General features: G+C 44.8%; 14 protein-coding genes. 1 reads left to right on the forward strand and 13 read right to left on the reverse strand.

The genetic code is table 11. The features are described 5' to 3' along the window. Position 1 precedes the first annotated feature (1 nt). The 6 genes from tssO to EXU57_RS06250 all read right to left on the reverse strand — a co-directional run bounded on the left by tssO (position 2) and on the right by EXU57_RS06250 (position 6,405). Positions 2 to 529 (reverse strand): type VI secretion system TssO, encoded by a 528-nt coding sequence (tssO, locus tag EXU57_RS06225; RefSeq protein WP_133267311.1) that lies wholly within the window; start codon positions 527 to 529, stop codon positions 2 to 4. A 176-nt stretch (positions 530 to 705) separates the two neighbouring features. Next, positions 706 to 1,845 (reverse strand): hypothetical protein, encoded by a 1,140-nt coding sequence (locus tag EXU57_RS06230; protein ID WP_133267312.1) that lies wholly within the window; start codon positions 1,843 to 1,845, stop codon positions 706 to 708. Positions 1,846 to 1,855: 10 nt separating this feature from the next. Then, positions 1,856 to 2,707: a TssN family type VI secretion system protein gene (locus tag EXU57_RS06235; protein ID WP_133267313.1), complete on the reverse strand. Its 852-nt coding sequence runs from the start codon at positions 2,705 to 2,707 to the stop codon at positions 1,856 to 1,858. Between the two features lie 147 nt (positions 2,708 to 2,854). Beyond that, positions 2,855 to 4,228, reverse strand: coding sequence for a type VI secretion system contractile sheath protein TssC (locus tag EXU57_RS06240; RefSeq protein ID WP_133267314.1), 1,374 nt, complete (start codon positions 4,226 to 4,228; stop codon positions 2,855 to 2,857). 44 nt (positions 4,229 to 4,272) lie between these two features. After that, complete coding sequence (locus tag EXU57_RS06245; RefSeq protein WP_133267315.1) at positions 4,273 to 4,719, reverse strand: hypothetical protein; 447 nt, start codon at positions 4,717 to 4,719, stop codon at positions 4,273 to 4,275. Positions 4,720 to 5,208: 489 nt separating this feature from the next. Continuing rightward, positions 5,209 to 6,405 (reverse strand): hypothetical protein, encoded by a 1,197-nt coding sequence (locus EXU57_RS06250; protein ID WP_133267316.1) that lies wholly within the window; start codon positions 6,403 to 6,405, stop codon positions 5,209 to 5,211. Positions 6,406 to 6,879: 474 nt separating this feature from the next. Between EXU57_RS06250 and EXU57_RS06255 the strand changes: the two genes are divergently transcribed. Continuing rightward, positions 6,880 to 7,059, forward strand: coding sequence for a DUF3606 domain-containing protein (locus tag EXU57_RS06255; protein WP_133267317.1), 180 nt, complete (start codon positions 6,880 to 6,882; stop codon positions 7,057 to 7,059). A gap of 17 nt (positions 7,060 to 7,076) precedes the next feature. Here EXU57_RS06255 and EXU57_RS06260 read toward each other — a convergent pair whose 3' ends face one another. The 7 genes from EXU57_RS06260 to EXU57_RS06290 form a co-directional block, all read right to left on the reverse strand. Then, positions 7,077 to 7,523 carry a hypothetical protein gene (locus EXU57_RS06260; RefSeq protein WP_133267318.1) on the reverse strand — a complete coding sequence of 149 codons (447 nt, stop codon included), beginning with the start codon at positions 7,521 to 7,523 and terminating at the stop codon, positions 7,077 to 7,079. A 61-nt stretch (positions 7,524 to 7,584) separates the two neighbouring features. Further along, complete coding sequence (locus EXU57_RS06265) at positions 7,585 to 8,436, reverse strand: type 1 glutamine amidotransferase (RefSeq protein WP_133267319.1); 852 nt, start codon at positions 8,434 to 8,436, stop codon at positions 7,585 to 7,587. Between the two features lie 525 nt (positions 8,437 to 8,961). Next, entirely contained in the window at positions 8,962 to 9,951 is a 990-nt protein-coding gene (locus tag EXU57_RS06270; RefSeq protein WP_133267320.1) for a hypothetical protein, read from the reverse strand. A gap of 22 nt (positions 9,952 to 9,973) precedes the next feature. Further along, positions 9,974 to 11,413, reverse strand: coding sequence for an outer membrane beta-barrel protein (locus tag EXU57_RS06275; RefSeq protein WP_133267321.1), 1,440 nt, complete (start codon positions 11,411 to 11,413; stop codon positions 9,974 to 9,976). Continuing rightward, a complete protein-coding gene (locus tag EXU57_RS06280; protein WP_133267322.1) occupies positions 11,413 to 11,949 on the reverse strand; it encodes an RNA polymerase sigma factor in 537 nt (178 codons plus the stop codon). The genes EXU57_RS06275 and EXU57_RS06280 overlap by 1 nt, the downstream gene beginning before the upstream one ends. Before the next feature lie 170 nt (positions 11,950 to 12,119). After that, on the reverse strand, positions 12,120 to 13,229 hold the full coding sequence (locus tag EXU57_RS06285) for a carboxylate-amine ligase (RefSeq protein ID WP_133267323.1): 1,110 nt from the start codon (positions 13,227 to 13,229) through the stop codon (positions 12,120 to 12,122). A gap of 104 nt (positions 13,230 to 13,333) precedes the next feature. Next, complete coding sequence (locus EXU57_RS06290; RefSeq protein ID WP_133267324.1) at positions 13,334 to 14,287, reverse strand: RimK family alpha-L-glutamate ligase; 954 nt, start codon at positions 14,285 to 14,287, stop codon at positions 13,334 to 13,336. Between the last annotated feature and the right edge of the window lie 170 nt (positions 14,288 to 14,457).

Consider the following 14,457-nt stretch of genomic DNA (forward strand, 5'->3'; position numbering starts at 1 on the left):
ACTACCTGGTTTTAATCTGGTTTGTAAGCAGTATCTGGCACGACTGCAGATCGTTATTTGCCATCTGGAGCCGGGTGTGCAGGTCGGCATTTTCCTTTTGGAGGTTGCCAAAAGCAACATCTTTCCCACTTACCTCCCGAAGTTGTTTTTTTGCATGCTGCAGGTCGTAACAATTCTCAATAACATTAGAATACAAAGTTTTCAGTTGCATCGTTGAGTCGCTGTGGACTATCGACTTCATCACTTTTAGGTTTTCATCAATGTCACCGTCGATCAATGCGGCTTGTACCCCGGCCAGGTTTACGCTGTCCAGCAATCGTATAGTTCGGTCCATACGTTCTAGAAAAAGCATGGTGGTATGCTGATGTTGATCAACCGTTGCCAGCTCATTCCGGAGTTTTTCGTTTTCTTTAAGTGGTACCTGAAAGCTGTAGAATATACATGCTGAAATTACCGCTGTGGTAAACAGGAAAAGCACCAGGAAATTGACGAAGGCCCTTCTTCTTTCACGATGGTTCTGAGGTTTCATAGAGAGGAAAATTGTTATTAGTTGATGTACCAGACGAGCACTCCAAGTGGCTTATCCGGGCTTATTTGTTTGCCTTATCTGGCCCTTGCTCAATGGCATATATCTGAAACAGATCAATCCTTTTGTGGCCTTAGGTCAGTCGGCAGAGAATTCCTGCACCGGCTAGTACAATGCGGTTAGCCAAAAAATCGTCTTCGGGGAACCTGCTCCTCCACTTTGATAAAAGTTTCTACGGCTTTCCTGCGCTTGCCGATAAACTCCAATTCGGTAAGCGTATTAAAAAGTGTTGTGATAACTTTTAAGAAGGTTGAAATTTTTTCAATTGCTTCTGTGATATTGTGGTTGTCGTACCATATTGATACGACTTCGTTGATCAGACCCTCTAAATTACCGGGATTAAGGTGGTTCCATTCGCTGAAATAGTTCATCAGTTCTTCTTTGCCGCAACCTATCCTGGTATCGATGGTGCCTTTTATGATCCTGGCAAAGCCGGTTACCGTAGAAAGCATTGCTGCCGGCGAATCATGCAAGGCATTCCAGTGAAGGTCGTTAAGTGTTTTTGCGGTAAACGGTAACAACTTATCGCATAAATCCTTGACCATCTTTGCCACTTCGTTATCCTGGTTTTTGCCATAGATATTTTGCAGGATAACCAGGCAGCTGTTTTCCAAACCTGCATAGAATTGATCGAGATCTGAATGTAATGCGGTCAGGTCCGGGTGAGCAGCATTTGAAAAACATGGTGGTATGTATTCCTGAACCGCTATGCTGTTTACATCCGCGCTTATCCTGCCAATAGGCAAGGCGAATGGATGATTTGCAAATTGCCGGTACTCGTTTGAAGAGAGCATCTGCACCGAGTACGCGGGTGCTACATACGGTAACCTCGGTGGGAAATCTGCAGGATCGGGTTCGCCAAAAGGAACTCTTTCAAATGGATTGGTGATGAGGAAAATCCAGAAATTTGTTGGTGTAACTGCAGGTGGTACCTGGAATGACCACGTGGATAAACTTTCCTGCTGCAAATGCTTGTTGGATGATCGAATGGAGATTCGTGCCCCTCCCCGGGTTATTGCATCAAGCGACAGGACAGTTACGCGAACCTCCCTGTGACCATCAGCAATAATCTTAACGTTAAAGCTTTCGTTTGCGCCCCCTGCTGATGGAAGCAAGCCATACCGGATTGCGGAAAGTTGCAGAGCAGCAACGTCGTGAAACTGGCACTGTACCGCATTATCCTGGCGGGTGAAATGATCTTTAGAGATCTTCATTCCGTCTACCCAATTAACCGGGAAATGTCTGTGGTGTTGTAGCATATGGTCGGCATTAAATTCTTTCGCAAATGATTATTGCATTCTCGCGGATACCATTTTCAGCCAGCGTTAGAGCAGGGTCAAGGACTTGATAGCCGTTCAGCCATTTCCGCTTCAGGCGGAACCACCAACTATATGGTTGATGCCCCGCGTCTGCGTACGCGATTGGCAATTGGTGGTGTAGTTCGTTATAGTCATTTATAAAGTAATAATAAAGGTCGCCAAGAGGCATGTTTGCAGGCCCCTTCGCACGGAAATGGGTGGTGTTACTGCCCCCAATATCCCGGCTTAATTCAAAACCCAGTACTACCAGTGCATCTGTGGAATGTGCGGGTGGTAATTGTTGCTGTAGGTTTACAGGATAGCTCCAGGTGGAATAGAAAGGTAGCGGAATGCGGTATGCTGCTTCAAAGGTTTGTAAGAAAAGCACTGGAACAAAAAACATTAAGGTGCTCATCAATAAAGGATAAAATAGAAAACTTTTGTCAACCAGGAAGTACTGGATTGTAGAAAAAACGGCTACTGTAAAAAGCAAGACTGAAAGAACAAAAAGGAGCTCAGCAACAAATTTCTTGAAACCTGGTTGTAACCTGCCCGCATAAAATCTGCGTACCAGGTAAACATGAACAATGCCAAATAAAAGAAAAACCAGGCAAAGGATCCAGAAAGTAATAAAAAGATGTGTGCTGATATAAGTAGACAAATATGCAATTGCAGATACTACTGCAGACGAAACAGATCCGTATAAAACAGGTTTCTTGCCTGTTACAAAAAAATCGCTGATAAATTGTTTTATGCAAATAATTATTAAAGCGCTTATTGTAACGAGGCTACCAATATATACCAGAAATAATTTGATTGCCATCTGACAATTCTTAGGTCAACGGGAATTGAAGTCCTGAGTTAATTAACAACAATAGGTTGTTATTACCGGCACAACATGGCCAGTACAGCTAACAAAAGTGTACACCGTCAAAATGATTACTGCTAACCGGATGTTTCTAGTTAAGAATTACTTTTGTTTGTACGCAGCTTTCCATTCTTCGCCATCATCCCCTTTATAGCCATCTAGAGAAACAATAAAACTTTTCGCCGGAAAAAAAGGTGTGATATGCATGTCCAGATAAATGTGATCTTTTTGCGTGTCATCTTTTTCAAATCGAACAATTTGAAACTTCTCAATTAATTTATCAGGACCTTGAATGCCATCCAGAAACTTTACAATTTGTGATCGCAGGTTAACTTCCATTTTTGTATTCCAAAGTTCAAATGCACGACGATTTAAGAAGTCAGAAACCACTTTTGCAATAAAATCGAAGACCCGAACAACCGAATAGGTTTGCATGCCCAGGTTGTCCCCGGTAAATAAGGTTTTCGCACTGAATGGCATAACCTTGCCCCACTCACTTACAAACGGTATTAGTCCAACGTTTTCGAGTTCTGATATTTCCGCTTTCTTTTGATCGAATCTAACGGTATCGGCTTCATCGATTGTACCATATGTTTTGCCCGCTACAGGTTGCGATAGTTTTGTAGCATATAGCTTGCCCGCAAGCGCCGCAGATCCCGGAACATAGATATCATCTTCTTCACCAAGTTGTTCATTTTTGCCCCGTGCGATGATGTAGTTGCACGTCATCATTACATTTGCCTTGTGTGGCTCGGCACCGGTGTGGTTAGCATCGGTAAACATATCAAGCACATCTTCGGGCGTTTCGATATTTGCAAAGTCAGTAACCAGCATTACCTTGTTCTGGTGCGCAATCTTTGCCCATTTATTTAATACCATCTCCGACTTAAGATATCCGGGAATTACCAGTAGTGAATAATTTTGTCTTAGATCAAGCCGGTCATACTTCTGCTTAAGTTCTTGTTCAATGAAGTTGATAAACCGGGGTTCATCCATGTCGGTTAGCTGGTTCAGAGATGCATTTATTAGTACTACATTCGTGACCCTCGATGTCTCTGTATTCGTGTAAAACAGCTGCACCGATCGGTATGCGGCTTCCAGTTCTCTTGTCCTTTCCAGGATGGTCTTAAGGTTGGCCTTAATAAGACGGTTGCCCGAGTCGGTTTTTGTAATACATTCGTTGACCATTTCTGCTACGCCCGTGTTTTCTTCCAACAAGCTAAGCCACAATTCCATTCGTTTTTTCAGGTCCTCGCGTTGATCTCCTTTTAAGTTGTCTGTTAAAAATATGTTTCTTCTTGCTTTGCGAACCGGATTGAGATTATCTACACCTTCAATGATAGACTCTAAAAAGTCGAACCCACCTGCTTTGACCAGTGTATTCAACGATGTGTCGAGTACGAGCTCCGGTTTAGATTCTACAGGTGTGTCCACCCGGTAATCAAGTGCAGTTACACTTTTGGCTTCCTCGGTCATATATCTATATTTAGGTTGTTGAATATTGGTGAGCAGGTATTTATTTATTCCAATTCAGCAATAAGCGCTCTTAGCGAGTCGATCAATGCTTTTTTAGTTGCAGGATTTTCGATTACATTTTTTAGGGACTTGTTTGTGCCGAGCTGTTTTCGCATTTTTAAATACGCCTCGTTTTGAAGATTTAATTCACGTAAATGGTTGCTCTTTGATATTAGGTGTTTCACGTCAAAATCGCCTAAACTGTGAAACGTGTATTGCTCATTAACAGTTGAGCCGTCTTCTGTTATTAATTCTACCTCGCATCCCGGTTTAAAATAATTAAAAACAGCTTCCACACTATGCAACCCTTCAACGACTACAGGTTTGAGGGGCTCTTCGTCTGTGAGCTTTTGAACAAATAATGTTTTATTTGGCGTTATTTCGACGAAACCTTCACCTACAGGATCAGGCGCAAGAATAGTTGTGGCGATACCAGGTTTTGTTTGTGGCATACACAATATTTAATAATTAAAAATGGAGGACTTTTATTGCCGTCAGGGTTAAATAAACTTAGAAATTATCATTTGTATTTCCTAGTGTTTTAACCTGCTAATTAATTTTATTTAGTTTTTGGCTTGCAAACCTTTCTATCAATATAATAATTAAAACAAGTTTGTAAAATTATTTACCCCTTTTTTTTATTCCCATTTTTCAACTGGAAGCTTCTGATGTAATAACCAATTGGTCAACAAAGCGTAAGGGTGAGAAAAGAACGCGAGCGGGGTGGTAGCGGCGGCACAATAAAAAGAAATTATGAGGGCGGATAAAGTATCAGGCCGGTAATCAGCAGTAAAGAACTGCCGTTTTTGCGCTATTTTGGGCAAAAAAAAACTTCAATTTATTTCATTTGCAGAACAATCGGGGCATGATACTGCAGTGTGCGATGCACAATTGCAAAGGCCTGAATGTCGACCATAATTTAGTTGGTGCGGTTGACTCGTTTACTGCTCGAAAAAAGCAAGGCTTCCACCGACCCACTCTTTGTCTTTATTGTAACGTACGCCGATCATCTTGCCCTTACTAAGCCTTGCAAGGTTGGTGGTTGCTATGGGACGAGGATCGCCTTTTTTCCAGAAGTAAAATATCCTGATTTCTGCTTTCGCCGGCACATCGGGGGTGGGTATCACTTCTGCATAACGTACCTTCTTTTGCAGAATCCAGTTTTCGGGATCTTTTACGTTTTTAATATCGTCCGGTGTAACGTCGATGACAACACCCTGACCTGCAAAAGAAAAAAGTGGTTTTAGTACAAAATTTTCCAGGTCGGAGGGAACATCGGCTACCTCGTTGAGGAACTTTGTTTCGGGTACATAGGGATGGTTAATAAAAGGAAGGGTGTATTTGCTTATGCGGTAAAACCAGTTCGGATGTGGTGCCCACTCCACGTCAAGCTCCTCGAGCAGGAGTTTGCCGAAGTCCTGCACCTCCTGTGTTTGTTGCTGTAAGTCGTCGAATATAACCCGGTTATAGATGCGTTTGATTGGAGTTTTCTCACCGTCTTTCATATAAAACAGCTTTTTCCCTTCTTTGATCAGGTCTGTAAGGCTAACCGGCTCTATGCCCAGGTATTTTTGGGTACAATAAAAGTCGATCCTGGTTTTTTGCTGATGAGGGAAAATTTCCAGCAGGATCACATTTTCCGGGGCGTGATCACCGAGAATGATCTCGCTAAGTAGTTGCAGGTAAGTTTCTTTTTTATAGCCGTTCAGGTATGCAGAATACCCCTCAGGAACCGGGAAGTAACGTTCTGTGACTTCAATGTGATGGACCTGGTAAGCAAAAAGTGTAGGAAATCCCTGCATCTCGATTAGCTGTGGTTCAAGTTCGCCCCTTTCGTTTTCGCAAACGCCAAAGTCGAAGGCTATGAAGGCGCTGTATTCGTTTTCACCAGGTACGAGTACAGAACCAGGTATTGCACGTTCAGTAAGTTTTTTGAAATCGGGTGCAACTATAATGTCGACAATGCTTTCGCAAGCAGAAATCATTTTTTGCGTAAAAGCGCGGTCACAAAAGATTGGCGTTTCCGCAAGTCTAAAATCAATTTTTCCCGGGAAAAGGTTGTCCAGCTCGGCAAGGTAGGCCTCGTATTTAGCTTTCGTAAAACTGCTGTTGAATGCCTTTCTTATCGCTGGAACCATAAGTGTTAGTTTAGTGCTTTTTACAAAAAAACATCGGCAATGCCAACCATATTCTTACAGGTTTATACTGCGATGTAGTAACCACAATATTAATCAAGTATAATTAAAGGCAATAAACTATAGCCTTCTTCGCTAAACTTCTTTTTGGTTGGGTATACAGCAAACACTTTTACCCCGTTGCACCCCGGCCTTGTTGGTGAGGAGCGATGTTGCCCTTCCGTGTGGTGCTGGTTATCATAATGAGTGGAGTTTATGTAATGCAATCTTCAATTAGTTGTTGCTTTGATTGTTGCTGTGCATAGGTTTTTGTTTTCCTATGCTGCATAAAGTTATCCGGTACAAGTGTGCGACGCAACGGCAGCCGCATAGCCTTACTATAGCCGGGTCCATAAAAAAGGCAGGCAAGCACTTTTAACCCGCAGACGCTTGGCGGAAACGGTATGATTTTTTTATTATATACATAAACTTACTAACATGGCAAAATCATCAAATGGCAGAAGCCAGGACCGCGCAAAAGTTGCCGGCGGGCAGGAACATGAAGTGAATTATGCGAAAGACAAATTAAACACCAGTAAAGATGCGGTAAAAGGTGCGATTAAAAAGGTAGGTAACAGCCGTAAGAAGGTAGAAGCGGAAGTAAAAAAGGGCAAATAGCCGCTTTGCGCCGACTGCTAGCGTGCCCGGTATTTGCCTGCCCCGCCCGTGTTCTGGATTAATTGTCCGGTCGCAGGTGGTTGAGCCGGTTTAGAAACTGGGTTTTCTCCTTCTTGTCGCAGCAGGAGTTCCCCGGTAAGGTCGTAATAGAGGTTTTGTAACTGGTGGATATTTAAGATGTGCTTCAACCTGATCTCCTGGTTAAGTACCAGCAGCAGTGCATTGGTCCTGGTCCGGTGAAAGTCGAAACAGAAGTTATTGCAAATTTTTTGCAGCATCCTGTTCTGACTTTCGCCTGCAGGACTAAAATTTAAACGGACAAGTCGCTGTGGTGTTATGGAAAGCGGGCGGAGTTCCGGTAAAATAGCCTGGATGTTTGCCAGGTCCCGCTCTGTAATCTGCAGTACCGCGTTGTTCCGGGCGAAATAGTTAGAAGCCCTGACTTCGATAATGTCTGTTTCCATACCACTAAATTACTAAAAGATTTAGCAATTTACCAAGAGCATAACAACAAAGATTTCCTGGTTAAGCTACTGCGGGAACAGTTTGATTTTCAAAGGCAAGAACGGCCTGGTTGAGAAAATTTGGCAGAATGTGGCTGTAGGTAGACAAGATTTTGCCCGGATCATTCAATTGTTCAACCATGCTGGCCCACTTGGCTTCTCCATGGTTTTCGATCACCATTTTCTTTTTATCGTCACGCTGAAGATACATGCTCATACCTTTTGCATCTGCCTCAGGGTGAAATTGTGTGCCGACAAAATAATCATTAAAGCGAACAGCCATTACAGCGCGCTCATATGGAACGTGCATCCTTTCTTTTTCGATTGCCAGCAGGGTAGCCCCCATTTCGTTGATGCGTTGCAGATCCGGTGAGATGAGCTGGTAGTCGCGGCTATCCACCGCATAAAAGGGATCTTTCAAACCCCCGAATATGTCTTCTTCGTGATTGTCGAGCCGGTGAATGGGGAATACGCCAAATGAGGTAGACTTTCTCTTGCAAACTGTTCCGATCTTATAATGCCTGCTGACGAGCTGGAAACTGTGACAAATAAAGAAAACGTGTTTTTTAGGAAAGTTATCGCTGGTATTCCAATCCTCAATTTGATGCAGCCAGTCGAAAAAGCTGTTCTCCCATGCTGTGCCCTCGCTTTCAAGCGGAGAGCCAGGCCCACCTGATGATATGTAAACGTCAAACTCAGTTCCGGGAAGTTCTTCTTTTAACCGCACCTCGAATTCCTGCATATTCAGGTTATAATTATGCTGTGCGGCCCATTGTGTAACAATATCCTTGATACAACGCATACCCTGGTTGTCAAAACCTGCGTTCATATCGAGAACAGCTACGTTTATACTTCTTGATTCATTCCAACTCATGTGCAAACATACAATTTTTTAAAAAGTGGGGATTTCAGCCCGGTTGTTATTGGCCCGTTGTACAGTCATACACCTATACGTGCCGGAATTCCGGGCATGTCTCCCCGTTATAGATGCGACAACAAACGGTAATAGTTTGATGCGAATTGTATGCCACGGAATAGTAGGGCAGATGGGGTGTTAAAAGCATTGCTATGGAGCAACCCTACTTTAAGTTAAAGTTTGTGCGTTAATTTCAGAGGCGGCGGAAGGATGCTGTCGCCGCGAGTTGGATTGCTGGTAAAACGTGCCCTGGCCAGGGCAAGGACTTCAACCGTACATGATGGGTAGAAGATCCGGTACATTCAGATCCAGGTGGGGCTTGTTAAAGCAGGGCGCTCCGAACAAGCTCCGGGAACCCGGCTGAAACTACATTAACCCACATCTGTTTAGGCGTCGTGTGCCAACCGGAAGGGAACTGCACGCTTGTACTTCCGGGGTGCTAAGATGCTAAACGCAATTGGGCCGCACCTAAACTGTGAAGATTTACAACTGGTCTAAAAAGGTATTAATTTCTGATTTGGTTTTTTTCTCCGGTTCAAGACGAAGCAATGCGTCGGCAGAAACGTTTAACTGTTTGGCGCCGTAATAAAGCTGGTCGCCGATGATCCCTAGAGCAACCAGGCTGACATTACTGCCGATAGGAAGTGCCGGTGCAAAAAATGTTCGGCTCAGGTAATCTGCATCGAGCCGGACAACAATGCGCTGGTCCCGGAGTATGGCATATACACTGGTGTTGGTGTTGGTAAAATTAGGAGGGAGGATGGCATTGACCCTGGTGCGTGGTTTGGAGGTATCCACAAAATAGTCGCAATTAACCCAGGCAAACCTTGCGGAGATCATTTCGTAACCACGGAATACACCACCCATTGAGTCCTGACGCTGAAAGGTTGCAACCCTTGAGCTATCCGCTGCGGGTACCCAGGTAAAGCCGCTGTTTGTTCCGGGTGGGGTACTGCCGGCATTTTGCTCGCCGTAAAATACGCGCATTAGTGGGTTGGTGTTTGGCTCACGGAACCTGATCATTATACTCTTGCCAGCTGCTAACCCAAGTTCCTGGCCTTCCTTAGAAGCCTTTATGTGAACGGCACCACCTGACTCCAGCAACCGGTGGAAGCTGGTGGTCGGCCGGGCAAAACGTACCATGTCGCCCTTTGTTTTAAGGTAAATTACCTCCAGGTTTACGGCGCCTGTAGCGAGCGTTCCATTTGGGTATGCAAAAGCCGAAGGGGGAAATATCATCTCAAGGTCGCGGGGAAAGCTAATCATCCCCCCGGCAACAGCGTTTACGCTACCATTATTTGCTGCCTGGTCCAGGCTTTTCTCAAGCTTGTGTACCGCGGCAGCTGCTCCGGGTTCCGCCACCCAAACAGTATCGTTTAATGGATTGCTTCCATATGGATAGAAAGAGTCAGAAGTTTCTTTCGCGCAACTGTAAGCCATGGTAATTAAAACCAGGCAGAGTAATCTGTTCATCGTCATTTTAATTTAAATGTCATTACCGGAAGTATCGTGAAGAGCCTGGCAGCCGGTAGCGTATGCCAAGGCTTAGACCTGCGACCTGGAATTTCTGGGTAAAAGGATTTTGGGCAGTGGTCATCTGCGAGAAGTTGTACCTGAACCAGGGTTCTGCAAAAATTTGCAGGTTGTTGGAAATGCCTTTCATTATGCTTACACCTGCGTACAGGCCAACTCCGAGATTTCTTTTAAAGACCTGCCCACCCGGGGCTTTGTTTATTGGCACTGCGTTATAGCCGGTGTCGAGCATTTGTCCCGTTTGCCACGATGATAAGTTCAGCAGCACACCCGCATTAAGTGCTACCCTCAGGCGGTCGCTTCCCCATTCGTAGCCTACGATCAATGGCAGGTCGATACTACGGTATTTGTTCATGGACGAAGTAACCAGGTAGCCGATTTGTTCAACCGTACTCGTGTCGCGAACCAATAGGGTATCTCCAGGCGATCGTATGATGCTTCGGATCGTGATCACCGTCGTTTGCCGGCGCTCGTTCTCTCGTCGGAAGAGGAACTTTTCGTTGATCTGCGCATATTGCAGACCTGTTTTTAGAACCATGTTCTTTCCAAATGGCTTGACCAAACGAAAACCGGCTGTGAAAGCATAACTAAAGTTTTCACTGCTGTCTTTTCGGGCCAGGTAATCCGCGGTCATGTTAGGTGCAACAACAGATTTCCTGGCATAGTCGGGAGAACCATACACCTCCAGGAACATGGGGTGGTTGCGGTGCCTGTTGCTGGTTGGGCAGTCGACAGAACAAGCAATGGCAAATTGTTTTAGCGACCCGGGGAGAGTTCGGTTTGCCTGCTTAAAATCCCTGCGGTTATCAGTAATGACGGCCTCACCCCTAAGCAAAGCAATCTTTTCTGAGCGCAGTTGATCAACCGCTTTCTCCTGATTTCCGGCATTGAGCATACGGTTTTTACCCCCGTTTAGCCGTATGCCACTGGTGTATGCTGGTTTGTTGGTTTTTTGTAGTGACGTGAGCTGGACAACTTTTGAATGATTGTCTACTTTATTGTTCAATCCGCCTGGTGTCTTTTTGCTGGCTGCTAATGGCGCTTCGACAGCCTGGTTTAACACTGGTTTTAATGTTGCTGAGCCGTTAGCATTTGCAGTTGTTGTTTCGGCTGTCGAGGGATTGCGTTTGCCGTTCGGCCGTTGATTTGTTTGAGGTACTGGTATATGGTGTTTGCTATGATTGGCCGGAATGACTTGCCTGTTTTTTGTTGATTTCGTGAAGATGACCAGACCGGTAGTTATGGCGATCAGCAATAAGGCTCCGCCAGCTTTCCACCACCAGCCAAATCGCGGTGCTGCACTTTTTTGCGCATGTATCCGGTTCCACATATCCCCCGGAACTGCCGACGAGTGGTCGTGTAACTTATCGTGGACCCATTTATCAAAGTTGTTGTCGGTCATTAAACGGCGATTTTTTGTAGTTCAAAAACCTGGTTTTGCAACATCTTGCGAGCTTTAACCAACTGGCTCCTGCTGGTTCCCGGTTGTATATTGAGCATCGTGGCAATTTCTTCATGAGTAAATCCTTCGATTACACTCAGGTTGAAAACAAGCCTGTAGCCTTCGGGCAATTGGTTAATAAGTTTCATCAGGTCTTCTTCGCCCAGGTTTGAATAAGCAAATGGCTCAAGGTGTTCGGCCACATGTGTGCGGTCGTTTATTTCCTGGAAGTTGATCTTTTTCTTCTTGACGCTTTTTAGCGCATTGTTAACTACGATCCGCCGGATCCATCCTTCAAATGACCCTTCAAATTTAAACTGGTGTATATAGCGGAACACTTTAATAAATGACTCCTGCAACAGGTCCTCGGCTTCCATGCTGTCCTTAGCATAGCGCAGGCAAACCGTCATCATTTTGCCCGCATAGTGCTCAAAAAGCTTCCGCTGGCAGTTAACGTCGTGCTTAAGACATCCCCGGATGATTTCGAATTCGTTCAAAGTTTTACATACGTTTTCGATGGTTCACACACAGATAGGTGCAGCCGATGAAATGCTGCCTGATAAAATAAGAATTTTCAGCAGAAAGCTTGCGGTATGTACATAAAAAAGCCCCGAAACACATTTGGCGGCCGGGGCGTTGGATATTCTCGAGTTCGAAATCGTTGTACTTACACTCTCAGAAAGCTATCATGGATGTAGTCCATAACGCTTACAAGACTTTTTGTTTCGTTATAAACCGCCAGTTGCCTGTCGGCACCTGTACCATTTTCGATCATTCTGTTTACGTAATTTACAGCAGAGCGGCTACCAAGTTGATCCACCACGTCGTCAACAAAGTCGAGCAATTCATAAATGAGGACCCGGGTATTTACTTCGGACTCTTTTCCAAAGTCGATCATGGTACCATCGATACCATACCTGCCGGCGCGCCATTTATTTTCCATGATCAGCCTGCGGTGGTACATCATGAAGTTCAGGTTCTGCATCCGCAGCTTGTACAACTTGGCACAGATCGCCTGAAACAGGGCTGCAATGGCTATGGTTTCATCGATTGTCATCGGCACGTCGCAAATCCTGAACTCCACTGTGTTGAAGAAAGGATGGACCCTGAGGTCCCACCATATCTTCTTGGCATTGTCGATGCAGTTTGTTTTAACCAGCAGCTTTATATAATTGTCGTAGTCTTCAATGCTTTCAAAGTGATCGGGAATGCCGGTACGCGGAAACTTGTCGAAGACTTTAGTCCGGAAGGATTTATAACCGGTCAAACGCCCTTCCCAGAAAGGAGAGTTGGTGCTGAGTGCATAAACGTGTGGGAGAAAGTACCTGGCCGAATTTGCGATATGAATGGCCATCTCGCGTGTTTCCATGCCCACGTGTACGTGTAAGCCAAAGATCAGGTTGCTGCGCGCGGCTTCCTGCAATTCGTTAACGATATCTGCATAACGTGCATGGTCGGTAATCAGCTGACTTTCCCAATGGCTAAATGGATGGGTTCCCGCGGCGCCAACCCACAAACCCAGGTCGCCGGCAATCTTGGAAATGGTGTGGCGCAGTACAGAAACGTCTTTATACGCTTCTTCAATGTTTTCACAGATATCCGTACCCACCTCAACAACGGCCTGGTGCATCTCTGCTTTTACTTTATCCTTGATCACCTTCTGACCCTCGGTAACAATCTTCTGCTCATGACTTTTTAGTTCACGGGTGGTCGGGTCTATGACCATATATTCTTCTTCAACACCTAATGTAAAATGCTTGAAACTGATATTGCCCATATTATAAGTAGTTTGTTGAGCCCTTAAGGCTTTGCGCGAAGCACCGCTGGGTTGATGGTAAAGTAAATACTGCTGTACTCTTGATCGACTGGCTTTACGTTGAGCTAGTACAACGGCTGACCACTGGTACTGCGTTTTACATATTCGCCCCAGGTAAGGTTGTCTGCGCCGGATTTGTTTTCCTGTGCTTTTTCAATCGCATAATTTGCTGAGGTTTCAACAACCCAGTCGAAGTTTTCCTGGCCGACACTTGTTCTTTCCGCATCGGGTGCCGGGTTGCAAAAGTCAATTGCATATGGTACACCATCACGCCATGCCAGTTCAACCGTATTAAAGTCGTATCCAAGATAGGTGCAAATTCTTACGACAATATCTTCCATAAGCTTAAGCTTGGACTCATCAGGCTGGAAGTCGGCAGCGTAGCGAAGGTGGTGGGGGTTCCGTGGCTCATAACTCATGATCCGCACGTGTTTCGTTCCTATGCAATAACACCGGTAGTACTCAGTAAACACAATTTCTTCCTGCAGCATCATTACCAACTGGCCGGTCTCGGCATGCTTATCAAAAAAGTCATCTATACTTTCCAGCTTATAAACATTCTTCCATCCTCCGCCTGCAAATGGTTTCATGTAGGCAGGAAATCCCACGTACTTAAAAATGCCTTCCCAGTCAAGGGGGTATGCAAGGTTGCTGAATGAACCGTCACTTGTATCATCTGGTAAATCCCTTGAAGGTAGAATTACGGTTTTTGGAACCGGAACGTCAATTTTTGTTGCCAGGCAATTGTTGAAAAACTTTTCATCGGCACTCCACCAGAAAGGGTTATTGATTACAGTTGTTCCGGTAAGCGCCGCATTTTTGAGATAAGCACGGTAGAATGGCACGTCCTGGCTGATGCGGTCGAATATAACAGCATATTCGGTGGGTTCGCCTTGCATCACCTTGTCGATTTTAACAGCTTCGGCAGTAATGCCATCTACTTGTTTACTGTTCACCCTGTCAATAAAAGCTTCCGGGAAACTTCTTTCTTTGCCAAACAGCATTCCGATTTTTTTCATAAATGGTTGGTTTTGGTTTGTAATGTCTTGCCTCGATGCGACTTAAAAACACCCATAATAATCATTCCAAGTCAGGCACTTGAAAGCTGAACAGTTTAAAGGAGAAGGATATAGGAAGTTTATTCTGGAAGGTCTGAGTAACCCTCCCAATATACCAAAGTATTTTTCAC

It is taken from the genome of Segetibacter sp. 3557_3 (genome assembly GCF_004354985.1).
In the GTDB taxonomy this organism is placed as follows: Bacteria; Bacteroidota; Bacteroidia; order Chitinophagales; family Chitinophagaceae; genus Segetibacter.